General features: G+C 54.6%; 19 protein-coding genes. 16 read left to right on the top strand and 3 right to left on the bottom strand.

The window, feature by feature from the left end:
• Nucleotides 1–25: 25 nt before the first annotated feature.
• From tig to KW829_RS15900, 10 genes are all read left to right on the top strand, one after another.
• Nucleotides 26–1,324: a trigger factor gene (gene tig / locus KW829_RS15945; RefSeq protein ID WP_089599339.1), complete on the top strand. Its 1,299-nt coding sequence runs from the start codon at nucleotides 26–28 to the stop codon at nucleotides 1,322–1,324.
• 259 nt (nucleotides 1,325–1,583) lie between these two features.
• The gene (clpP, locus tag KW829_RS15940; protein ID WP_010428105.1) at nucleotides 1,584–2,207 is read left to right on the top strand and encodes an ATP-dependent Clp endopeptidase proteolytic subunit ClpP; all 624 of its coding nucleotides are present in this window, start codon (nucleotides 1,584–1,586) and stop codon (nucleotides 2,205–2,207) included.
• A gap of 126 nt (nucleotides 2,208–2,333) precedes the next feature.
• A complete protein-coding gene (gene clpX / locus KW829_RS15935; protein ID WP_010428107.1) occupies nucleotides 2,334–3,608 on the top strand; it encodes an ATP-dependent protease ATP-binding subunit ClpX in 1,275 nt (424 codons plus the stop codon).
• A gap of 183 nt (nucleotides 3,609–3,791) precedes the next feature.
• The gene (lon, locus tag KW829_RS15930; RefSeq protein WP_089599338.1) at nucleotides 3,792–6,146 is read left to right on the top strand and encodes an endopeptidase La; all 2,355 of its coding nucleotides are present in this window, start codon (nucleotides 3,792–3,794) and stop codon (nucleotides 6,144–6,146) included.
• A gap of 211 nt (nucleotides 6,147–6,357) precedes the next feature.
• Nucleotides 6,358–6,630, top strand: coding sequence for a nucleoid-associated protein HU-beta (gene hupB / locus KW829_RS15925; RefSeq protein ID WP_010428111.1), 273 nt, complete (start codon nucleotides 6,358–6,360; stop codon nucleotides 6,628–6,630).
• Nucleotides 6,631–6,842: 212 nt separating this feature from the next.
• Entirely contained in the window at nucleotides 6,843–8,714 is a 1,872-nt protein-coding gene (gene ppiD / locus KW829_RS15920; protein WP_172701363.1) for a peptidylprolyl isomerase, read from the top strand.
• 148 nt (nucleotides 8,715–8,862) lie between these two features.
• Nucleotides 8,863–9,243, top strand: coding sequence for a helix-hairpin-helix domain-containing protein (locus KW829_RS15915; protein WP_089599336.1), 381 nt, complete (start codon nucleotides 8,863–8,865; stop codon nucleotides 9,241–9,243).
• A 99-nt stretch (nucleotides 9,244–9,342) separates the two neighbouring features.
• Entirely contained in the window at nucleotides 9,343–9,741 is a 399-nt protein-coding gene (locus KW829_RS15910) for a YbgC/FadM family acyl-CoA thioesterase (protein ID WP_218308593.1), read from the top strand.
• A gap of 48 nt (nucleotides 9,742–9,789) precedes the next feature.
• Nucleotides 9,790–10,155, top strand: a complete 366-nt coding sequence (locus tag KW829_RS15905; RefSeq protein ID WP_218308592.1) for a type II toxin-antitoxin system RelE/ParE family toxin — start codon at nucleotides 9,790–9,792, stop codon at nucleotides 10,153–10,155.
• Nucleotides 10,127–10,456 (top strand): addiction module antidote protein, encoded by a 330-nt coding sequence (locus KW829_RS15900; RefSeq protein WP_063144765.1) that lies wholly within the window; start codon nucleotides 10,127–10,129, stop codon nucleotides 10,454–10,456. Before KW829_RS15905 ends, KW829_RS15900 begins: the two co-directional genes overlap by 29 nt.
• A gap of 2 nt (nucleotides 10,457–10,458) precedes the next feature.
• Here the strand turns inward: KW829_RS15900 and queC are convergent, their stop codons facing one another.
• Nucleotides 10,459–11,154, bottom strand: a complete 696-nt coding sequence (gene queC / locus KW829_RS15895) for a 7-cyano-7-deazaguanine synthase QueC (RefSeq protein ID WP_214594464.1) — start codon at nucleotides 11,152–11,154, stop codon at nucleotides 10,459–10,461.
• Between the two features lie 66 nt (nucleotides 11,155–11,220).
• Complete coding sequence (locus tag KW829_RS15890; protein ID WP_218308591.1) at nucleotides 11,221–12,921, bottom strand: SgrR family transcriptional regulator; 1,701 nt, start codon at nucleotides 12,919–12,921, stop codon at nucleotides 11,221–11,223.
• Between the two features lie 102 nt (nucleotides 12,922–13,023).
• Between KW829_RS15890 and cof the strand changes: the two genes are divergently transcribed.
• Complete coding sequence (gene cof, locus KW829_RS15885) at nucleotides 13,024–13,842, top strand: HMP-PP phosphatase (protein ID WP_218308590.1); 819 nt, start codon at nucleotides 13,024–13,026, stop codon at nucleotides 13,840–13,842.
• Between the two features lie 40 nt (nucleotides 13,843–13,882).
• On the opposite strand, the gene KW829_RS15880 is transcribed toward cof, so the two are convergent.
• Nucleotides 13,883–14,929 carry a PLP-dependent cysteine synthase family protein gene (locus KW829_RS15880; RefSeq protein ID WP_218308589.1) on the bottom strand — a complete coding sequence of 349 codons (1,047 nt, stop codon included), beginning with the start codon at nucleotides 14,927–14,929 and terminating at the stop codon, nucleotides 13,883–13,885.
• A gap of 115 nt (nucleotides 14,930–15,044) precedes the next feature.
• Here KW829_RS15880 and KW829_RS15875 point away from each other — a divergent pair, with 115 nt between their 5' ends.
• The 5 genes from KW829_RS15875 to amtB all read left to right on the top strand — a co-directional run bounded on the left by KW829_RS15875 (nucleotide 15,045) and on the right by amtB (nucleotide 20,946).
• Complete coding sequence (locus KW829_RS15875; RefSeq protein ID WP_010428130.1) at nucleotides 15,045–15,503, top strand: Lrp/AsnC family transcriptional regulator; 459 nt, start codon at nucleotides 15,045–15,047, stop codon at nucleotides 15,501–15,503.
• Nucleotides 15,504–15,533: 30 nt separating this feature from the next.
• Nucleotides 15,534–17,288 (top strand): SmdA family multidrug ABC transporter permease/ATP-binding protein, encoded by a 1,755-nt coding sequence (locus KW829_RS15870; RefSeq protein ID WP_100167112.1) that lies wholly within the window; start codon nucleotides 15,534–15,536, stop codon nucleotides 17,286–17,288.
• Nucleotides 17,281–19,062, top strand: a complete 1,782-nt coding sequence (locus KW829_RS15865) for a SmdB family multidrug efflux ABC transporter permease/ATP-binding protein (protein WP_211446186.1) — start codon at nucleotides 17,281–17,283, stop codon at nucleotides 19,060–19,062. Before KW829_RS15870 ends, KW829_RS15865 begins: the two co-directional genes overlap by 8 nt.
• Before the next feature lie 223 nt (nucleotides 19,063–19,285).
• A complete protein-coding gene (gene glnK, locus KW829_RS15860) occupies nucleotides 19,286–19,624 on the top strand; it encodes a P-II family nitrogen regulator (RefSeq protein WP_008503304.1) in 339 nt (112 codons plus the stop codon).
• A gap of 35 nt (nucleotides 19,625–19,659) precedes the next feature.
• Nucleotides 19,660–20,946, top strand: coding sequence for an ammonium transporter AmtB (amtB, locus tag KW829_RS15855; protein WP_042714776.1), 1,287 nt, complete (start codon nucleotides 19,660–19,662; stop codon nucleotides 20,944–20,946).
• Nucleotides 20,947–21,266 lie beyond the last annotated feature (320 nt).

The raw sequence follows: 21,266 nt of genomic DNA, 5'->3' as shown, positions 1-21,266 counted from the left end.
ACTGTGATTTTTTTGAGGTAACAAGATGCAAGTTTCAGTTGAAACCACTCAAGGCCTTGGCCGCCGTGTAACGATTACTATCGCTGCTGACAGCATCGAAACTGCTGTGAAAAGCGAGCTGGTCAACGTAGCAAAAAAAGTACGTATTGACGGCTTCCGCAAGGGCAAAGTACCAATGAATGTTGTTGCTCAGCGTTATGGCGCTTCCGTGCGTCAGGATGTGCTGGGTGAACTGATGAGCCGCAACTTTATTGATGCGATCATCAAAGAAAAAATCAATCCGGCCGGCGCGCCAAACTACGTTCCAGGCGAATACAAACTGGGCGAAGACTTCACCTACTCCGTAGAGTTCGAAGTGTACCCAGAAGTTGAGCTGAAAGGTCTGGAGTCTATCGAAGTTGAGAAACCTGTTGTTTCCGTGACTGACGAAGACGTTGACGGCATGCTGGACACCCTGCGCAAGCAGCAGGCGAACTGGAAAGAGAAAGAAGGCGCTGTTGACGCTGAAGACCGCGTTACCATCGACTTCACCGGTTCTGTAGACGGCGAAGAGTTCGAAGGCGGTAAAGCGTCTGACTTCGTACTGGCAATGGGCCAGGGTCGTATGATCCCAGGCTTCGAAGACGGTATCAAAGGCCACAAGGCTGGCGAAGAGTTCACTATCGACGTGACCTTCCCGGAAGAATACCACGCTGAAAACCTGAAAGGTAAAGCAGCGAAGTTCGTCATCAACCTGAAGAAAGTGGAAGAGCGCGAACTGCCAGAACTGACGGAAGAATTCATCAAGCGTTTCGGCGTGGAAGATGGTTCTGTTGCTGGCCTGCGTACCGAAGTGCGTAAGAACATGGAGCGCGAGCTGAACGGCGCTGTGCGTAACCGTGTGAAATCTCAGGCGATTGACGGTCTGGTGAAAGCGAACGACATCGACGTTCCTGCTGCCCTGATCGACAGCGAAATCGACGTACTGCGCCGTCAGGCTGCACAGCGTTTCGGTGGCAACCAGCAGCAAGCGATGGAACTGCCACGCGAGCTGTTCGAAGAGCAAGCGAAACGCCGCGTTGTTGTTGGCCTGCTGCTGGGCGAAGTGATTCGTACCCACGAGCTGAAAGCTGACGAAGAGCGTGTGAAAGGCCTGATCGAAGAGATGGCTTCTGCATACGAAGATCCATCAGAAGTGATCGAGTTCTACGGTAAGAACAAAGAGCTGATGGACAACATGCGCAACGTCGCACTGGAAGAGCAGGCTGTTGAAGCGGTACTGGCGAAAGCTAAAGTGTCCGAAAAAGCGACCTCTTTCAACGAACTGATGAACCAGCAGGCGTAATTTCGCCCCAACGGTTTAAAGTTTGAACAAAAACCCGTTGCCTTTTGGCGACGGGTTTTTTTTATCACACCAATAGCCCAGGAAGAGTGCTAAAACGCCCTTTCAGTGTTAGCGTAACAACAAAAGGTTGTTATGCTTGAAATAGGGCAATGTGAACCCCATAAGTATGGAATCACGATGAATGAGACTGGCTGATAATCCGTCCATAAGGTTACAATCAGTACAGCAGGTGTTTTCAATTTAGATCCAGGAGACGGAAATGTCATACAGTGGCGAACGAGATAACTTTGCACCCCATATGGCTCTGGTGCCAATGGTTATTGAACAGACCTCACGTGGTGAGCGTTCTTTTGATATCTATTCCCGTCTGCTCAAGGAACGCGTTATCTTTCTGACCGGCCAGGTGGAAGACCACATGGCTAACCTGATCGTGGCGCAGATGCTGTTTCTGGAAGCGGAAAACCCGGAAAAAGACATTTACCTGTACATTAACTCCCCTGGTGGCGTGATTACCGCAGGTATGTCCATTTATGACACCATGCAATTCATCAAGCCTGATGTAAGCACTATCTGTATGGGTCAGGCTGCATCTATGGGCGCGTTCCTGTTAACTGCAGGGGCGAAGGGTAAGCGTTTCTGCCTGCCTAATTCCCGCGTGATGATTCACCAGCCGCTGGGTGGTTACCAGGGCCAGGCGACGGATATCGAAATCCACGCCCGAGAAATTCTGAAAGTTAAAGCGCGCATGAATGAACTTATGGCGCAGCATACGGGTCAACCCCTCGAGCAGATCGAGCGCGATACCGAGCGCGATCGCTTCCTCTCTGCTCCAGAGGCAGTTGAGTACGGCTTAGTCGACTCCGTGTTAACCCATCGTAATTGATGCCCGCGACGCGAGTGTGCCGCTATACTAAAGTAGGGCGGCACGCTGCTTTAAGCAGCTTGCGTCTGAGATTGGCATTTGCGTCGTCATGTGCGGCACAAAGAACTTAAAAAGAGGTTTGGACTCATGACAGATAAACGCAAAGATGGTTCGGGCAAACTGCTGTACTGCTCTTTTTGCGGCAAAAGCCAGCATGAAGTGCGTAAACTGATTGCCGGGCCGTCCGTGTATATCTGCGATGAATGTGTCGATTTATGTAACGACATCATTCGCGAAGAGATTAAAGAAGTTGCGCCACACCGTGAGCGTAGCGCGTTGCCAACGCCGCATGAAATTCGTCATCACCTTGACGACTACGTCATCGGCCAGGAGCAGGCCAAGAAAGTGCTGGCAGTGGCGGTATACAACCACTACAAACGTCTGCGTAACGGCGATACCAGTAACGGTGTGGAACTGGGCAAAAGTAACATTCTGCTGATTGGCCCAACCGGCTCCGGTAAAACGTTGCTGGCCGAAACGCTGGCGCGTCTGCTGGATGTTCCGTTTACCATGGCTGATGCTACCACCCTGACCGAAGCCGGTTATGTGGGTGAAGACGTTGAAAATATCATCCAGAAACTGCTGCAGAAGTGCGACTACGACGTACAGAAAGCGCAGCGCGGGATTGTCTACATCGATGAGATTGACAAGATCTCCCGTAAGTCTGACAACCCGTCCATCACCCGTGACGTATCGGGCGAAGGCGTGCAGCAGGCGCTGTTGAAATTGATCGAAGGTACGGTTGCCGCCGTTCCACCGCAGGGCGGTCGTAAACATCCGCAGCAGGAGTTCCTGCAGGTTGATACCTCCAAAATCCTGTTTATCTGCGGCGGTGCGTTTGCAGGCCTTGATAAAGTGATCTCTCACCGTGTTGAAACCGGCTCCGGCATTGGTTTTGGCGCGACGGTGAAATCCACCTCCGAAAAACCAAACGAAGGTGAGCTGCTGTCACAGGTTGAGCCGGAAGACCTGATCAAATTTGGTCTGATCCCTGAGTTTATTGGTCGTCTGCCGGTTGTGGCAACGCTGAATGAACTGAGCGAAGACGCGCTGATCCAGATCCTGAAAGAGCCGAAAAACGCGCTGACCAAGCAGTATCAGGCGCTGTTCAATCTGGAAGGCGTCGAGCTGGAATTCCGTGACGAAGCGTTGGACGCGATCGCCAAGAAAGCAATGGTCCGTAAAACCGGCGCGCGTGGCCTGCGTTCTATCGTTGAAGCAGCACTGCTCGACACCATGTACGATCTGCCGTCCATGGAAGATGTCGAAAAAGTGGTTATCGACGAGTCCGTTATCGGCGGGCAGACCAAGCCGCTGCTGATTTACGGCAAACCGGAAGCTCAGCAGGCATCTGGCGAATAATTCACCAAATCATACAAGCAGTTATTCAAAAAGGGGGGATTTTATCTCCCCTTTACTTTTTCCGTATTCATGGCGTTGAATGTGTGGGAAACATCCCCATATACTGGTTACATGTTAATGGTTGTGTGAAGCACAGTGACATAACCAGTTTACCTGGCGGACACTAAACTAAGAGAGAGCTCTATGAATCCTGAGCGTTCTGAACGCATTGAAATCCCCGTATTGCCGTTGCGCGATGTGGTGGTTTATCCGCACATGGTCATACCCTTATTTGTAGGGCGGGAAAAATCTATCCGTTGCCTTGAAGCCGCCATGGATCATGATAAAAAAATCATGCTGGTGGCGCAGAAAGAAGCATCAACGGATGAGCCGGGTGTAAACGATCTTTTCACCGTCGGGACCGTGGCCTCTATTTTGCAGATGCTGAAGCTGCCTGACGGCACCGTGAAGGTGCTGGTAGAAGGCCTGCAGCGTGCGCGTATTACCACTTTGTCAGACGATGGCGAACACTTCTCTGCCAAGGCAGAGTACCTTGATTCGCCTGAGCTTGATGAGCGCGAGCAGGAAGTGCTGGTGCGCACCGCGATTAGCCAGTTTGAAGGCTATATCAAGCTGAACAAGAAAATCCCACCAGAAGTGCTAACGTCGCTGAACAGCATCGACGATCCTGCGCGTCTGGCGGATACCATCGCTGCACACATGCCGCTGAAGCTGGCTGACAAACAGTCCGTGCTGGAAATGTCCGACGTTAATGAACGTCTGGAATACCTGATGGCGATGATGGAATCTGAAATCGATCTGTTGCAGGTTGAGAAGCGTATTCGCAACCGCGTGAAAAAGCAGATGGAAAAATCTCAGCGTGAGTACTATCTGAATGAGCAAATGAAGGCCATTCAGAAAGAGCTGGGCGAGATGGACGACGCGCCGGACGAAAACGAAGCGCTGAAGCGTAAGATCGACGCGGCGAAGATGCCGAAAGAGGCGAAAGAGAAAGCGGAAGCCGAGCTGCAGAAGCTGAAAATGATGTCTCCAATGTCGGCTGAAGCGACCGTCGTGCGCGGCTACATTGAGTGGATGGTGCAGGTTCCGTGGAACGCCCGCAGCAAGGTCAAAAAAGATCTGCGTCAGGCGCAGGAGATCCTGGATACCGACCACTACGGCCTGGAGCGCGTGAAAGACCGCATTCTTGAGTACCTCGCGGTACAAAGCCGTGTGAACAAAATCAAAGGCCCAATCCTGTGTCTGGTAGGGCCGCCAGGGGTAGGTAAAACCTCTCTGGGTCAGTCCATCGCCAAAGCGACCGGACGTAAGTATATCCGCATGGCGCTGGGTGGCGTACGCGATGAAGCGGAAATCCGCGGTCACCGCCGTACCTACATCGGTTCAATGCCGGGGAAACTGATCCAGAAGATGGCGAAAGTGGGCGTTAAAAACCCGCTGTTCCTGCTCGATGAGATCGACAAAATGTCGTCAGACATGCGTGGCGATCCGGCGTCTGCGCTGCTGGAAGTGCTTGATCCAGAACAGAACGTGGCGTTCAGCGATCACTACCTGGAAGTGGACTACGATCTGAGCGATGTGATGTTTGTGGCGACGTCCAACTCCATGAACATTCCGGCCCCGCTGCTGGACCGTATGGAAGTGATCCGTCTCTCCGGCTATACCGAAGACGAAAAGCTGAACATTGCGAAACAGCACCTGTTGCCGAAGCAGATTGAGCGTAACGCGCTGAAAGCGAACGAGCTGACCGTTGAGGACAGCGCGATTGTTGGCATCATCCGCTACTACACCCGTGAAGCGGGCGTGCGTAGCCTTGAGCGTGAAATTTCTAAACTGTGCCGTAAGGCGGTGAAACAGCTGCTGCTGGACAAGAGCCTGAAACACATCGTGATTAACGGCGACAATCTGCACGCCTACCTGGGCGTACAGCGCTTTGATTACGGTCGCGCAGACAATGAAAACCGCGTTGGTCAGGTGACCGGTCTGGCATGGACGGAAGTGGGTGGCGATCTGCTGACCATCGAAACCGCCTGCGTGCCGGGCAAAGGCAAGCTGACCTACACCGGCTCGCTGGGTGAAGTGATGCAGGAGTCTATTCAGGCGGCATTGACCGTGGTGCGCGCGCGCGCGGAAAAACTGGGCATTAACGCGGATTTCTACGAAAAACGCGACATTCACGTTCACGTTCCGGAAGGGGCGACGCCGAAAGATGGCCCAAGTGCGGGTATTGCTATGTGTACCGCACTGGTTTCCTGTCTGACAGGCAACCCGGTGCGTGCCGACGTGGCGATGACCGGTGAAATTACCCTGCGTGGTCAGGTACTGCCAATCGGTGGATTGAAAGAAAAACTGCTGGCGGCACATCGTGGTGGAATCAAAACCGTATTGATTCCTTACGAAAATAAACGCGATCTGGAAGAGATTCCGGACAACGTGATTGCCGATCTGCAGATCCATCCGGTGAAACGCATTGAGGAAGTTCTTAGTCTCGCACTGCAGAATGAACCCTCCGGAATGCAGGTTGTAACCGCAAAATAGTGACCTCGCGCAAAGAGCGTCAATAAAAACAAGGCTGGTAAGTCATTTCGCACTTGCCAGCCTTTTTTTGTATAGCTAATTTAGATTACTGATTGGGTTAGCCATCAACAACGGGTGTTGTAAGGTCATGGCAGGCCTGATATAACTGCTGCGCGGTCGCGCTGTGAAGGATTCAGGTGCGATATAAATTATAAAAGAGAGGAAGAGAACAGTGAATAAATCTCAACTGATTGACAAAATTGCTGCTGGTGCTGATATTTCTAAAGCTGCAGCTGGACGTGCGTTAGATGCATTAATTGCTTCTGTTACTGAATCTCTGCAGTCTGGGGACGACGTTGCGCTGGTAGGCTTCGGTACTTTTGCTGTTAAAGAGCGTGCTGCCCGTACTGGCCGCAACCCTCAAACCGGTAAAGAGATCACCATTGCTGCCGCTAAAGTGCCGGGTTTCCGTGCAGGTAAAGCGCTGAAAGACGCAGTAAACTGATTGCTTTCCCGCTTCAGGGAAGCCGAAAAGTACAAGGGCGCATCATTTGATGTGCCTTTTTTGTTTGTCCAGACCTGATTTGTGCGAGTTTATGCGAGTTGTGGGCTGACAATCGCCCCGTTTTCTTGTCACAATACGCCTTTACGCGCGACGGTAAGGATTTTCCGTCAGCGTCAGGTAACCAGTCACCTACAGCGGAGTGTTGTTACACCATGATGGACAGCTTACGCACGGCTGCTAACAGTCTCGTGCTCAAGATTATTTTCGGTATCATTATCGTGTCGTTCATTTTGACCGGCGTGAGCAGTTACCTTATCGGCGGTGGCGCGAACTATGCCGCAAAAGTGAACGGCCAGGAGATCAGCCGTGGGCAGTTCGAGAACGCTTTCGCCGGTGAACGTAACCGTATGCAGCAACAGCTGGGCGATCAATTCTCTGAACTGGCAGCGAACGAAGGCTATATGAAAACCTTGCGTCAGCAGACACTTAATCGCCTTATCGATGAAGCGTTGCTGGACCAGTATGCGAAGGGACTGGGTCTGGGCATTAGCGATGAGCAGGTCAAAAAAGCCATCTTCTCAACCCCGGCATTCCAGTCTAACGGCAAATTCGACAACGCCCGTTACAACAGCATCGTAAACCAGATGGGCATGACTGCCGATCAGTACGCGCAGGCGCTGCGTAACCAGCTGACCACTCAGCAGCTCATCAATGCCGTTGTAGGCACCGATTTCATGCTCAAAGGTGAAACCGACGAACTGGCTGCGCTGGTGGCTCAGCAGCGTGTTGTGCGTGAAGCGACAATCGATGTGAATGCGCTGGCGGCAAAGCAGCAGGTGAGCGACGCAGAAGTTAACGCTTACTACGAGCAGAACAAGAACACTTTCGTTGCGCCTGAGCAGTTCCGCGTGAGCTACATCAAACTGGATGCGGCTGCGCTGCAGGAAACCGCGTCTGACGCGGAAATCCAGTCTTACTACGACCAGCATCAGGATCAGTTCACTCAGCCGCAGCGTAATCGCTACAGCGTGATTCAGACTAAGACCGAGGCAGATGCCAAAGCCGTGCTGGACGAGCTGAACAAAGGCGCTGATTTCGCGACCGTCGCGAAAGCAAAATCCACCGACATTATCTCTGCGAAAAACGGCGGTGATATGGGCTGGCTGGAAGATGCGACCACGCCGGACGAGCTGAAAAATGCCGGTCTGAAAGAGAAAGGCCAGCTGTCAGGCGTCGTTAAGTCTTCCGTTGGTTTCCTGGTCGTGCGTCTGGACGACATCACCGCTGCAAAAACCAAGCCGCTGGCTGACGTTCGCGATGATATCGCGGCGAAAGTGAAACAGGAAAAAGCGCTGGATGCTTATTACGCACTGCAGCAGAAAGTGAGCGATGCGGCGAGCAACGACAATGAATCTCTGGCGGGTGCAGAGCAGGCGGCGGGTGTCAAAGCGGTTGAAACAGGCTGGTTTGGACGCGACAACCTGCCGGAAGAGCTGAACTTCAAGCCGGTTTCTGACGCCATCTTCAACGGTGGTCTGGTGGGCGAGAACGGCACGCCGGGCAGCAACTCTGACATCATTACCGTTGACGGTGACCGTGCATTCGTTCTGCGTGTCAGTGAGCACAAAGCGGAAGCCGTTAAGCCGCTGGCGGAAGTGAAAGATCAGGTTGTTGCGCAGGTTAAGCACAACAAAGCTGAGCAGCAGGCAAAACTGGATGCTGAGAAGATCCTGGTTGACCTGAAAGCAGGTAAAGAGGACGCGCTGAAAGCCGCTGGCCTGAGCTTCGGTGAGGCGAAAACGCTGAGCCGTACCGGTCAGGACCCAATCAGCCAGGCCGCGTTTGGTCTGACGCTGCCAGCGAAGGATAAACCAAGCTTTGGCACCACAACCGATATGCAGGGTAACGTCGTTCTGCTGGCGCTGGATGAAGTGAAAGCGGGCACGCTGCCAGAAGCACAGAAAAAAGCGATGGTTCAGGGGATTACCCAGAACAATGCCCAGATTGCCTTCGAAGCCATGATGAGCAACCTGCGTAAAGAAGCAAAAATCAAGCTGGGTGATGTGATGACTCAGCAGCAGTAACTACGAGTCTGCTCGCAGATTTTCGTAACGCTCTGCAAAAACTAAAGGCCGCTTTCGCGGCCTTTTCCATTTCTGCAATCTGCTGTTTGTGCCCGTTTTACCCGGCGGCTATCGTGGCGTGGCTGTCAACAAACAAGGAGATAACAGCATGAAACGTGGAATCAAAGCACTGTTAATTACGCTGGCTATTGCCACCACCGGGATGAGTGCGGGTGCGCTGGCGGTGACGCCCGCCGCTAAACCACAGGCTACGCAGAGCAAGTCTGACGCGGCAGCGCCGGTGCAGGGGCAAACCAAAGCGACTGACGTCGGTAAAAATACCGATGATGACGGTACGCGGGTCAGCATCAATTCGGCCTCTGCGGAAGATCTCGCCCGCATCATGAATGGCGTCGGCCTGAAAAAAGCGCAGGCTATCGTCAGCTACCGCGAAGAATATGGTCCTTTCAAAACGGTCGACGATCTCAAACAGGTACCGGGAATGGGGAGCGCGCTGGTTGAGCGCAACCTCTCACACCTGACGTTGTAATTACGCAATTTCTTGCACTGCGGCCAAATTTTGCCAGGATAAAGAGGTCATACCAGTTATGACCTCTCATCCTACAATAACAGTAAAGGCTATTGCGCTATGCAGACAAAAATCAAAGTACGCGGTTTCCATCTCGACGTTTACCAGCACGTGAACAACGCCCGCTATCTTGAGTTTCTTGAAGAGGCGCGCTGGGACGGTTTGGAAAACAGCGAAAGCTTTCAGTGGCTGACCGCGCACAACATCGCGTTCGTGGTCGTCAATATCAACATCAACTTCCGCCGTCCGGCTGTGCTGGGAGATGTGCTGACCGTCACCAGTCAGGTTCAGCAGCTAAACGGTAAAAGCGGGGTGTTGAGCCAGGTGGTGACGCTGGATCCTGAAGGGCAGGTAGTGGCTGATGCGCTGATCACCTTTGTCTGTATCGATCTGAAAACGCAGAAAGCGCTGCCGCTGGAAGGGGAGTTGCGAGAAAAGCTGGAACTGATGATCGCGTAGAAAGTTTGTCTTTTATAAAAGACAAAAGGAATTTTCAGGGATAGAATAATGGACAGGGACTACGTTGTTGAACGTTACCGGACCCGTGACGGAAAAGTGCCGTTTGAGGTGTGGGTAGCGAAGATGAAGCGAAAGGATCCGGAGTTAGCGTTTCGGATCCTTCTGCGAATTGACCGTGCTGAGAAAGGGAATTTCGGCGATTACCGATATCTCAGAGAGGGGATCTGGGAACTGAAAATTGATTGTGGTCCCGGCTATCGAATCTATTTTGCGGTACAACATCGGAAGATCCTGTTGTTGCTGATGGGCGGTGACAAAAAGAGTCAAAAGACTGATGTGAAACTAGCAATAGATTACTGGAAAGAACATCAAAAGGATAAACCGGATGAGCAAGAGCCAACGAAAATTTTCTAGTTCCGTCAGTCACGATGAAGCCGTCGTAAAAATGCTTCGTGAAAACCCTTCCTACGCTCAGCTATATCTGCAGGTTGCATTGGATGAGATTTATGAAGACCAGGGGATCCCAGCATACTTAATCGCGTTAAGACGTGTTATCGAATCCCGCGGCGGCATAGGTGAAATCGCTGCCAAAGCAGGTCTGTCCCGTCAGCAGCTATACCGAACCCTATCAGACAACGGCAACCCAACGCTGACAACGCTGATGAAGGTCACCCGTGCTGCCGGTGTGAAACTGTTCGACAGCACGGTCAAGTAGGCCTATTTAAGCCCGGTTTTTTTCTGCATCGCAGCCATCACGCCGACTTTATCGGCAAGATAATGGTTCAGCCCATTCGCACGCAGATTACAGGCCGCGCACTGGCCACAACCGTCGCCTTTGATGCCGTTATAGCAGGTGAGCGTCTCGCTGCGAACCAGGTCCAGCTTGCCCCAGTAGTCGGCCAGCGCCCAGGTTTCGGCCTTATCCAGCCACATCAGCGGAGTTTCAAAGCGCGTCTCTTTCGCCATGCCAAGATTGACGGCGTGGTTGAGCGCTTTCACGAACTCATCACGACAGTCCGGGTAGCCGGAGAAGTCGGTCTCGCACACGCCCGTGATCACCGCTTCGGCTTGCACCTGATAGGCGTAGATTGCGGTCAGCGTCAGGAACAGAATATTGCGGCCCGGCACAAAGGTATTCGGAATACCGCTGGCATCGGGTTCATAGTCAGGTACCGGGATACTGTCCCGGGTGAGGCTACTGACGGCCAGTTCATTTAACAGCGTAACGTCCAGCACCTTGTGCGCGCGTGCGCCCAGTTTCAAAGCCAGTTCACGGGCCACGTCGATTTCAGCGCGGTGGCGCTGACCATAATCGAACGTCACGCAGTGAACTTCATCGTACTGATGAAGAGCCTGAACCAGGCAGGTAGTGGAATCTTGTCCTCCGCTGAACACGACGACGGCACGTTTCATAAATCATCTCGACAGTTACGGTAAAAACAGTATGTTAACGCCTGACTTCAGCGCCGACCAGCTTCTTCACGATTTGGGGGCAGGAAGCCAGGCTTCGGTGAAATCAAACCAGCCACGGGTATTAAGCCGGATACCGTTAACGCCCGGTGGGGCGCTGATTTGATACTGGTAGTTAAATAGCGGTGTAATCACGGCATTTTCCATAAGCTGGCTAAAAATGGCTTTCAGTCCAGCATGCCGCGCCAGTTCATCGGCCTGGGTCTGAACCGCATCCAGCGTGGCTTGAAGATGAGCAAACTGTGGCGCGCTTAACAGGTGCGGCCAAAGCGCATCACAGCGTAGCCACTGCTCAAGCGTATACTCTGGCGCTTCCCCAATCAGCCTGTCACCCATCATGATATCCGCCTCTGCCAGTCGCTGGCATCCGTCCCATGTTTTGGCATCGTGAAAAATGACCCTAAGCTCACAGCCTTGCTGGTCAAGGTACTGTTTCAGCTGGTTTGCCATGGTGTGGAGTTCAACCGGCAGATGATAAAGCAGCGTCAATGTTTCAGGCAGACGAACATCCGTTAAATCAGGCCACTGCGGTATATCCCAGCCGGGCAGGAGTTCTTCCGTTGGCGTGATTAAACCCTCATTCAACGGCAGCGTGTGCAGCAGCGTCGAGAGATGGATGATATTGATCAGTCGTTGTGCCTGCATTTTGTTCAGGCGTGGGCTGTGCTTCAGCGTGAGATAACAAAACCCCAGGCTGGTACTGCTGCTCACCAGCCGTAGGTTTTCCAGTTCATCAAGCTCGCCAATGGCAATTTGTACCGGATGACGACAGCTGGTGCCAAGCCCGTAGTCAAACAGCGTCGGCGTGATCCAGTATTCAATTGCTTTCAGCAGCGGGTGGCTAAGATGGTACTGCTCGTGGCTTTCCAGACGAACCAATTCAGGATCGAACACGCTCAGTTTGAAAGGACCGCTGCCCGTCATGGGCTGGTCGGGATGGGCGAGGCGACTGCAGTATGTCGCCAGGCGGTGCGCAAGCCAGTGATCCGGCTGATGGAGGGTAAATGTCAGACACTGCGGGTGGGTGACGTCAATGCGTAATACGCTCTGAAACAGCTTACGCAGGGCTGGCAACGCCAGCAGCGCCGTCAGGCTTCGCTGAAGCTGCGCCGTCTCGATTTTATCGCCGTTATGCCAGTGCAGGGTGGAACGGATGTAAAAGTGCCACCGCAGGCCGTCCGCCGAGACCTCCCAGTGGTGCGCCAGATCCCCCGTCGGTTCGCTGCCGCTGCCGTGAAAGCGCGTCAGCCCGGAGAAAACGTGCCCGGCCAGATGTTGCTCCGCCCGACCGGGCAAAAATCCGGGATGAAGGGGATCCAGCGAGCGGTAGTAGGGGATACGCAGCGTCGGCGTATCGTTTTGCCAGTGGCCGCCCAGAAATGGATGCAGCAGCGCACGTAAATCCTCAGGCGCAAGCTGTGCCAGTTCGAGGGCGTTATGTTGCTGCCCGCTTTTCAGCGCCTCTTCCATCATCACATTGCGCAGCGATTCCGGGGTGACGTGAAACGTCAGCTCACCCCGCTTTCCGCGACCAGACTGCGCTCGCCAGCTGAGCCACCCTGCCTCCTGAGCCTGACGCAGCAGCGTTCGGACATGCCGCTCGCTACAATAACAGCGGGCGGCCAACTCGCTGATAGTGACCTGTTGTATTGCACCCTCGGAAGGTTGCCACAGCCGCTGATACTGATTAAGACGATTAAGCTGGCGCATAAGAAACCCGGAACAATAATTATCATCTATTCACTATTACTTCCGTATATCTCACACGATACTGATACACAAGTTAATCGCATCACATTTTCAGGAGTAATCATGGCCCGGCTCGCTGCATTTGATATGGACGGCACGCTGTTAATGCCGGATCACCGTCTGGGGGAGAAAACCCTGAGTACCCTGAAGCGCCTGCGCGAGCGTGATGTCACCCTGACGTTTGCCACCGGTCGTCATGTGCTGGAAATGCGCCATTTGCTGGGCGCGTTTTCCCTCGACGCCTTTCTGATCACCGGCAACGGGACGCGAATTCACTCTGTGGAAGGCGATGTGCTGCACCGACAGGATCTCAACCCTGAAGTGGCGGATATCGTGCTGCACAGCACCTGGGATACGCAGGCCAGCATCCACGTCTTTAACGATGGGGGCTGGTTTACCGGCAGCGAAATCCCGGAATTATTGCACGCGCATGTTTACAGCGGCTTTAAATATCAGCTGATCGATCTGCGACGGATCCCCGCCCATGCGGTCACCAAGATCTGCTTTTGCGGCGATCATGACGATCTCTGTCGCTTACGGATTCAGCTGAATGAGGCGCTGGGCGACCGGGCACACCTGACCTTCTCGGCGGTGGATTGTCTGGAAGTGCTGCCGGTGGGCTGTAACAAAGGTTCAGCCCTTGTGGTTCTGAGCGACCACCTGGGCTTAACGATGCAGGATTGTATGGCGTTTGGCGACGCCATGAACGACCGCGAGATGCTGGGCAGCGTCGGTCGCGGTCTGATTATGGGGAATGCGATGGCGCAGCTAAAAGCGGAACTTCCCCATCTGCCGGTTATCGGACACTGCGGCAATGAAGCGGTGTCCCATTTTTTGACGCATTGGCTGGACAACAACAACCTCCCGTATTCCCCCGAATAGTGAGACCCTTCCAGCAAGCCAGACTTCGGTCTGGCTTTTTTTATTTCACCAGCTCTGCAATCTGCGCTTTCCACGGGGCGATATGGCCGATGTTGGCCTGCACCCACTCCGCGTTGTAGTAGGTCTCGAGATAACGCTCGCCGCTGTCGCAGAGCAGCGTGACGATGGAGCCGGTGCGGCCCTCTTCGCGCATGCGTGCGGCAAGCTGCAGTGCGCCCCACATGTTAGTGCCCGTTGAGGCGCCCACTTTGCGGCCAAGCTGCGTCTCCAGCCAGTGCGCCGTTGCCACGCTTGCGGCATCCGGCACGCGCATCATCTCATCCACGACGTCGGGAATGAAAGAGGGCTCCACGCGCGGGCGACCAATCCCTTCAATTTTACTGCCTACCGGGCTACGCAGTTCCGCGTTACGGTTTTGCCAGTAGTCGAGGAACACGGAGTTCTGGGGGTCAACCACCATCAGCTGGGTATCGTAGCCCTGACAGCGGATGTAGCGGCCGATAGTGGCAGACGTGCCGCCCGTACCGGCGCTCATTACAATGTACGACGGAACCGGGTGCGGCTCGTGGGTCATCTGGCGGAAAATACTGTCGGCAATGTTGTTATTGCCGCGCCAGTCGGTGGCTCGCTCGGCGAAGGTGAACTGGTCCATATAGTGGCCGTTCAGCTCGCGCGCCAGCATTTCAGAGGCGGCGTAGATTTCGCAGGCGCTTTCCACAAAGTGGCAGCGTCCGCCATAAAATTCGATCTGTTCGATTTTGCGTCTGGCAGTACAGGAAGGCATCACCGCGATAAACGGCAGGCCCAGCAGGCGAGCAAAATAGGCTTCAGACACCGCCGTTGAACCGGATGAGGATTCAATGATAGTGGTGCCTTCTTTAATCCAGCCGTTACATAAACCGTATAAGAACATGGAACGTGCCAGACGATGCTTCAGGCTACCGGTAGGATGAGTGCTTTCGTCTTTCAGATAGAGCTGAATGCCGTCAAATCCCGGCAGGGAAAGGCGAATCAGGTGCGTATCCGCCGAGCGCTGATAGTCGGCATTGATTTCGCTGATCGCATGTTTAACCCAGGTGCTATTCATCGTAGTTATCCGTTTGTCATTTTGTGCCTAGCATAGCGAAAAGCACAGAAAAAATTGTTGCTATCTGGCCTTTAAAATAGAATGTAGGGAGAAAAATTTTCTCTGCGAGGTGGGTATGCTAGATAAAATTGACCGCAAGCTGCTTTCATTGTTGCAAACGGACTGCACCCTCTCTTTGCAGGCGTTAGCAGATGCCGTTAATCTGACCACCACACCGTGCTGGAAACGCCTCAAGAAGCTGGAAGATGACGGCGTGCTGCTGGGCCGAGTGGCGTTATTAGATCCCGAAAAACTGGGGCTTGGACTGACGGCCTTTGTCCTGATAAAAACGCAGCACCACAGCAGCGAATGGTATTGCCGCTTTGTCACTCAGGTTTCTGAGATGCCCGAGGTGCTCGGCTTCTGGCGTATGGCGGGAGAATACGATTACCTGATGCGCGTCCAGGTGGCCGACATGAAGCGCTATGATGATTTCTACAAGCGGCTGGTCAACAGCGTACCGGGCTTGTCGGATGTCACCTCAAGCTTCGCGATGGAACAGATAAAATACACCACAGCATTACCCATTGAATAACTTCGAAAAATACCTTCAGGAACAAACCGCGTGCGATTATTTGCCCAATTAAGCTGGTACTTTCGTCGGGAGTGGCAACGCTACCTCGGCGCGGTATGCCTGCTTATTATCATTGCTATCCTGCAGCTGATCCCGCCGAAAGTGGTGGGGTACGTCGTGGATGGCGTCACCGAACAGCATTACACCACCGCACGGGTGTTGATGTGGGTCGGCACGCTGGTGCTGACCGCGGTGATTGTATACCTGCTGCGCTACGTCTGGCGCGTGCTCTTATTCGGTGCGTCCTATCAGCTGGCCGTTGAGCTGCGTGAAGATTTTTACCGCCAGCTGAGCCGCCAGCATCCTGAATTTTATCTGCGCCACCGGACCGGTGACCTCATTGCCCGCGCCACCAACGACGTGGACCGCGTGGTCTTTGCCGCCGGGGAAGGGGTGCTGACGCTGGTGGATTCACTGGTCATGGGCTGCGCGGTGTTGATTGTGATGTCGACCCAGATTAGCTGGCAACTGACCCTGCTGGCGCTGCTGCCAATGCCGCTGATGGCGCTGGCGATCAACCGCTACGGTGAAAAGCTCCACGAGCGTTTCAAGCTGGCGCAGGCGGCGTTTTCATCGCTCAACGATCGCACCCAGGAGAGTATGACCAGCATCCGCATGATCAAAGCCTTCGGCCTGGAAGACAGGCAGTCCGCACTGTTTGCCGCCGATGCGGCGGATACCGGCGCGAAAAACATGCGCGTGGCGCGTATTGACGCCCGGTTTGACCCGACGATCTATATCGCCATCGGCATGGCGAATATGCTGGCGATTGGCGGCGGGAGCTGGATGGTGGTGCAGGGTTCCATGACCCTCGGTCAGTTGACCAGCTTTGCCATGTATTTGGGGCTGATGATCTGGCCGATGCTGGCGCTGGCGTGGATGTTTAACATCGTTGAGCGCGGTAGCGCCGCGTACAGCCGTATTCGCGCGATGCTGGCGGAAGCGCCGGTGGTGAAGGACGGCAGCGAAGCCGTTCCCGATGGGCGCGGGACCGTGAAAGCCGATATTCAGTCGTTTAGCTATCCGCAGACGACGCATCCGGTGCTCGAAAACGTGAACTTCACGCTGCAGCCCGGACAGATGCTGGGAATTTGCGGCCCAACGGGAGCCGGAAAAAGCACCGTTCTCTCTCTGCTGCAGCGCCACTTCGACGTGACGCAGGGCGATATTCGTTTTCATGACATTCCCTTGTCGAACCTGCTGCTGGACGGCTGGCGTAGCCGCCTGGCGGTGGTGAGCCAGACGCCGTTTTTATTCTCCGATACCATCGCGAACAATATCGCCCTCGGTCATCCTTCGGCAACACAGGACGAGATTGAACATGTGGCGCGCTTAGCCAGCGTCCATGACGATATTTTGCGTCTGCCGCAGGGCTATGAAACGGAAGTCGGCGAGCGCGGGGTGATGCTCTCCGGCGGACAAAAGCAGCGAATTTCGATCGCGCGTGCGCTGCTGCTGAATGCTGAAATCCTGATCCTGGACGATGCGCTTTCCGCCGTTGATGGCCGTACTGAGCATCAGATCCTGCACAATCTTCGTCAGTGGGGAGAAGGACGCACGGTGATCATCAGCGCCCACCGCCTGTCGGCGCTGACGGAAGCCAGTGAAATTCTGGTGTTGCAGCACGGGCATATCGCTCAGCGCGGGCAGCACGAGCAGCTGGCGGAACAGCCGGGCTGGTATCGTGACATGTATCGTTATCAGCAGCTGGAAGCGGCGCTGGATGAGGAGGCGACCCATGCGTAAGCTCGGAACAATGTGGCCGACGCTCAAACGCCTTCTGGCCTACGGTTCGCCATGGCGTAAACCGCTTTCGGTTGCCGTGCTTCTGCTGTGGATTGCGGCGATTGCCGAAGTCAGCGGCCCCCTGCTTATCAGCTATTTCATCGACAATATGGTGGCGAAAAGCTATCTGCCGTGGGGGCTGGTCGCAGGCTTAGGCGTGGCCTACGTTGGGCTACAGTTAACGGCGGCAGGGCTGCACTATGCCCAGTCGCTGCTCTTTAACAGGGCAGCCGTGGGCGTGGTACAGCAGCTGCGTACGGATGTCATGGATGCCGCGCTGCGCCAGCCGCTGAGCGAGTTTGACACCCAGCCGGTCGGGCAGGTGATATCGCGCGTGACCAACGATACTGAAGTGATCCGCGATCTCTACGTCACCGTAGTGGCAACCGTGTTGCGCAGCGCCGCGCTGATCGGTGCGATGCTGGTCGCCATGTTCAGCCTCGACTGGCGTATGGCGCTGGTGGCGATCACTATCTTCCCGGCGGTGCTGATCGTGATGGTGATCTACCAGCGCTACAGCACGCCGATTGTTCGCCGGGTGCGCGCTTACCTGGCCGACATCAATGATGGCTTCAATGAAGTGATCAACGGCATGAGCGTCATCCAGCAGTTCCGCCAGCAGGCGCGCTTTGGCGAGCGCATGGGCGAAGCCAGCCGTTCGCACTATATGGCGCGTATGCAGACGTTACGTCTGGACGGCTTCCTGCTGCGTCCATTGCTTAGCCTGTTCTCGGCGCTGGTCCTCTGTGGCCTGCTGATGCTGTTTGGGCTGACAACACATGGAACCATTGAGGTTGGGGTGCTATATGCCTTCATCAGCTATCTGGGGCGCCTTAACGAACCCCTGATTGAGCTCACTACCCAGCAATCGATGCTGCAACAGGCGGTGGTCGCAGGTGAACGCGTGTTCGAACTGATGGACAGACCACGTCAGACCTATGGCGATGATGAACGTCCTCTGCAAAGCGGTTCGATTGCCTTTGATAAGGTCTCGTTTGCTTACCGAGATGACCAGCTTGTCTTACAGGACATTAATCTTGAGGTACCGTCGCGCGGCTTCGTGGCGCTGGTGGGGCATACCGGCAGCGGCAAGAGTACGCTCGCCAGTCTGTTAATGGGCTACTATCCGTTAACGCAAGGTGAGATCCGCCTCGATGGACGCCCGCTTGCATCACTCAGCCACAATGTGCTGCGTAAGGGCGTCGCCATGGTGCAACAGGACCCGGTCGTACTGGCCGATACCTTCTACGCTAACGTCACGCTGGGTCGGCCTTTTACCCAGGAACAGGTCTGGGAGGTGCTGGAGAAAGTGCAGCTGGCCGATCTGGCGCGCGGGTTCAGTGAGGGTATCAATACGAAACTAGGCGAGCAGGGGAATAACCTCTCCGTAGGGCAGAAACAGCTGCTGGCCCTGGCGCGCGTGCTGATTGAAACGCCGCAGGTGCTGATTCTCGATGAAGCGACGGCCAGCATTGACTCCGGTACCGAGCAGGCCATCCAGCAGGCGCTGGCCGCTGTTCGGGATCACACCACGCTGGTGGTCATCGCGCATCGCCTCTCAACCATTGTCGATGCCGATACCATCCTGGTGCTGCATCGTGGACAGGCCGTTGAACGAGGTACGCACAGACAACTGCTGGAAGAGAAAGGACGCTACTGGCAGATGTACCAGCTGCAGCTGGCAGGTGAAGAGCTGGCAGCCAGCGCGCGCGAAGAAGAGTCGCTGAGCGCCTGATGCACCAAAAACAGGCAAGCTGCTAACAGTCATTCCTGTTGGTGCAAAACTGAAACGCACTGTGCACTGCCATGGTGCGTTTTTTTTTCACCCGTTCGGTATTGAACCCCATTCCTGGCTCATCGCCCGCCGTTTTCTCGCTGTTTTCAATTCTGGCACATCCCTTGCAATGTCCCTTACGTGTTAGCTGCGGCCATTACCGAATTCTGACTGGAGGGGATTTATGAAGCTGGTTACGGTTGTAATCAAACCATTCAAACTCGAAGACGTACGTGAAGCGTTGTCTTCAATGGGTATTCAGGGACTGACTGTCACCGAAGTGAAAGGCTTTGGTCGTCAGAAGGGTCATGCCGAGCTTTATCGCGGTGCGGAATACAGCGTGAATTTCCTGCCAAAAGTAAAAATCGATGTCGCGATTGCGGATGACCAGCTTGATGAGGTCATTGATGTCATCAGCAAAGCGGCCTACACCGGCAAAATTGGCGACGGCAAAATTTTCGTTGCCGAACTGCAGCGCGTCATTCGCATTCGTACCGGCGAATCTGACGAAGCGGCTCTGTAAGTAACTCCTGGCACACAGTGATAGGGATCGAGAAAATGAAGATAGCAACACTCAAAACGGCTCTGGGGTCGCTGGCACTGCTGCCGGGCCTGGCTCTGGCTGCGCCTGCCGTGGCAGACAAAGCCGATAACGCCTTTATGATGATTAGCACCGCGCTGGTGCTGTTCATGTCAATTCCGGGCATTGCGCTGTTCTACGGCGGCCTGATCCGCGGCAAGAACGTGCTCTCCATGCTGACGCAAGTTGCGGTAACGTTCGCGCTGGTCTGCGTGCTGTGGGTCGTTTACGGATACTCGCTGGCGTTCGGCACGGGCAATGCGTTCTTTGGTAACTTCGACTGGGTGATGCTGAAAAATATCGAGCTGACCGCGCTGATGGGCAGCTTCTATCAGTACATCCACGTTGCTTTCCAGGGATCGTTTGCCTGCATCACCGTCGGGCTGATTGTGGGTGCGCTTGCTGAGCGTATTCGTTTCTCTGCCGTCCTGATCTTCGTAGTGGTCTGGCTGACGCTCTCCTATGTGCCTATCGCGCATATGGTATGGGGCGGCGGTCTGCTGGCGAGCCATGGTGCGCTGGACTTTGCGGGCGGCACCGTTGTACACATCAACGCCGCAGTCGCGGGCCTGGTGGGTGCCTACCTGATTGGCAAACGTGTGGGCTTCGGGAAAGAAGCGTTCAAGCCGCACAACCTGCCGATGGTGTTTACCGGTACGGCGATTCTCTACTTTGGCTGGTTTGGCTTCAACGCAGGCTCTGCAAGTGCCGCTAACGAAATCGCCGCGCTGGCCTTCGTGAACACCGTTGTCGCAACGGCGGGTGCAATCCTCTCCTGGGTCTTTGGCGAGTGGGCCGTTCGCGGTAAACCGTCTCTGCTGGGTGCCTGTTCGGGTGCTATTGCCGGTCTGGTCGGTATCACGCCAGCCTGTGGTTACGTGGGTGTAGGTGGTGCGCTGCTGGTGGGGTTGGTTGCAGGACTTGCGGGTCTGTGGGGCGTTACCGCTCTAAAACGTGTTCTGCGCGTTGACGACCCTTGCGATGTATTTGGCGTCCACGGCGTCTGCGGCATTGTCGGCTGTATCATGACCGGGATCTTTGCAGCTAAATCACTGGGCGGCGTGGGTTATGCGGAAGGCGTCACCATGGTTCACCAGGTGCTGGTGCAGTTGGAAAGTATTGCCATCACCGTTGTGTGGTCTGCTGTCGTGGCCTTTATTGGCTATAAGCTGGCGGACATGACTGTCGGCCTTCGCGTACCGGAAGAGCAGGAACGCGAGGGTCTGGATGTCAACAGCCACGGCGAGAATGCGTATAACGCGTAATAAACAGCAAAACGGCAACTTCGGTTGCCGTTTTTAGTGTGTATTCCCTCTCCCTGTGGGAGAGGGTCAGGGTGAGGGCATCAGGCCGCATAAGGTTAAAGCAAAACGGCAACTTCGGTTGCCGTTTTTAGTGTGTATTCCCTCTCCCTGTGGGAGAGGGTCAGGGTGAGGGCATCAGGCCGCATAAGGTTAAAGCAAAACGGCAACTTCGGTTGCCGTTTTTAGTATGTATTCCCTCTCCCCGTGGGAGAGGGTCAGGGTGAGGGCATCAGGCCGCATAAGGTTAAAGCAAAACGGCAACTTCGGTTGCCGTTTTTAGT

The organism is Enterobacter sp. ENT02, from assembly GCF_019219165.1.
In the GTDB taxonomy this organism is placed as follows: domain Bacteria; phylum Pseudomonadota; class Gammaproteobacteria; order Enterobacterales; family Enterobacteriaceae; genus Enterobacter; species Enterobacter mori.
Note: the sequence above shows the minus strand (reverse complement) of the source record. Positions and strands in the feature narration are given on the sequence as shown.

Bases quoted from the DNA above. Each gene is read 5' to 3' on its own strand.
- tig (WP_089599339.1), top strand. From the start codon at position 26: ATGCAAGTTTCAGTTGAAACCACTCAAGGCCTTGGCCGCCGTGTAACG.
- clpP (WP_010428105.1), top strand. From the start codon at position 1,584: ATGTCATACAGTGGCGAACGAGATAACTTTGCACCCCATATGGCTCTG.
- clpX (WP_010428107.1), top strand. From the start codon at position 2,334: ATGACAGATAAACGCAAAGATGGTTCGGGCAAACTGCTGTACTGCTCT.
- lon (WP_089599338.1), top strand. From the start codon at position 3,792: ATGAATCCTGAGCGTTCTGAACGCATTGAAATCCCCGTATTGCCGTTG.
- ppiD (WP_172701363.1), top strand. From the start codon at position 6,843: ATGATGGACAGCTTACGCACGGCTGCTAACAGTCTCGTGCTCAAGATT.
- KW829_RS15915 (WP_089599336.1), top strand. From the start codon at position 8,863: ATGAAACGTGGAATCAAAGCACTGTTAATTACGCTGGCTATTGCCACC.
- KW829_RS15910 (WP_218308593.1), top strand. From the start codon at position 9,343: ATGCAGACAAAAATCAAAGTACGCGGTTTCCATCTCGACGTTTACCAG.
- KW829_RS15905 (WP_218308592.1), top strand. From the start codon at position 9,790: ATGGACAGGGACTACGTTGTTGAACGTTACCGGACCCGTGACGGAAAA.
- KW829_RS15900 (WP_063144765.1), top strand. From the start codon at position 10,127: ATGAGCAAGAGCCAACGAAAATTTTCTAGTTCCGTCAGTCACGATGAA.
- queC (WP_214594464.1), bottom strand. From the start codon at position 11,154: ATGAAACGTGCCGTCGTCGTGTTCAGCGGAGGACAAGATTCCACTACC.
- KW829_RS15890 (WP_218308591.1), bottom strand. From the start codon at position 12,921: ATGCGCCAGCTTAATCGTCTTAATCAGTATCAGCGGCTGTGGCAACCT.
- cof (WP_218308590.1), top strand. From the start codon at position 13,024: ATGGCCCGGCTCGCTGCATTTGATATGGACGGCACGCTGTTAATGCCG.
- KW829_RS15880 (WP_218308589.1), bottom strand. From the start codon at position 14,929: ATGAATAGCACCTGGGTTAAACATGCGATCAGCGAAATCAATGCCGAC.
- KW829_RS15875 (WP_010428130.1), top strand. From the start codon at position 15,045: ATGCTAGATAAAATTGACCGCAAGCTGCTTTCATTGTTGCAAACGGAC.
- KW829_RS15865 (WP_211446186.1), top strand. From the start codon at position 17,281: ATGCGTAAGCTCGGAACAATGTGGCCGACGCTCAAACGCCTTCTGGCC.
- glnK (WP_008503304.1), top strand. From the start codon at position 19,286: ATGAAGCTGGTTACGGTTGTAATCAAACCATTCAAACTCGAAGACGTA.
- amtB (WP_042714776.1), top strand. From the start codon at position 19,660: ATGAAGATAGCAACACTCAAAACGGCTCTGGGGTCGCTGGCACTGCTG.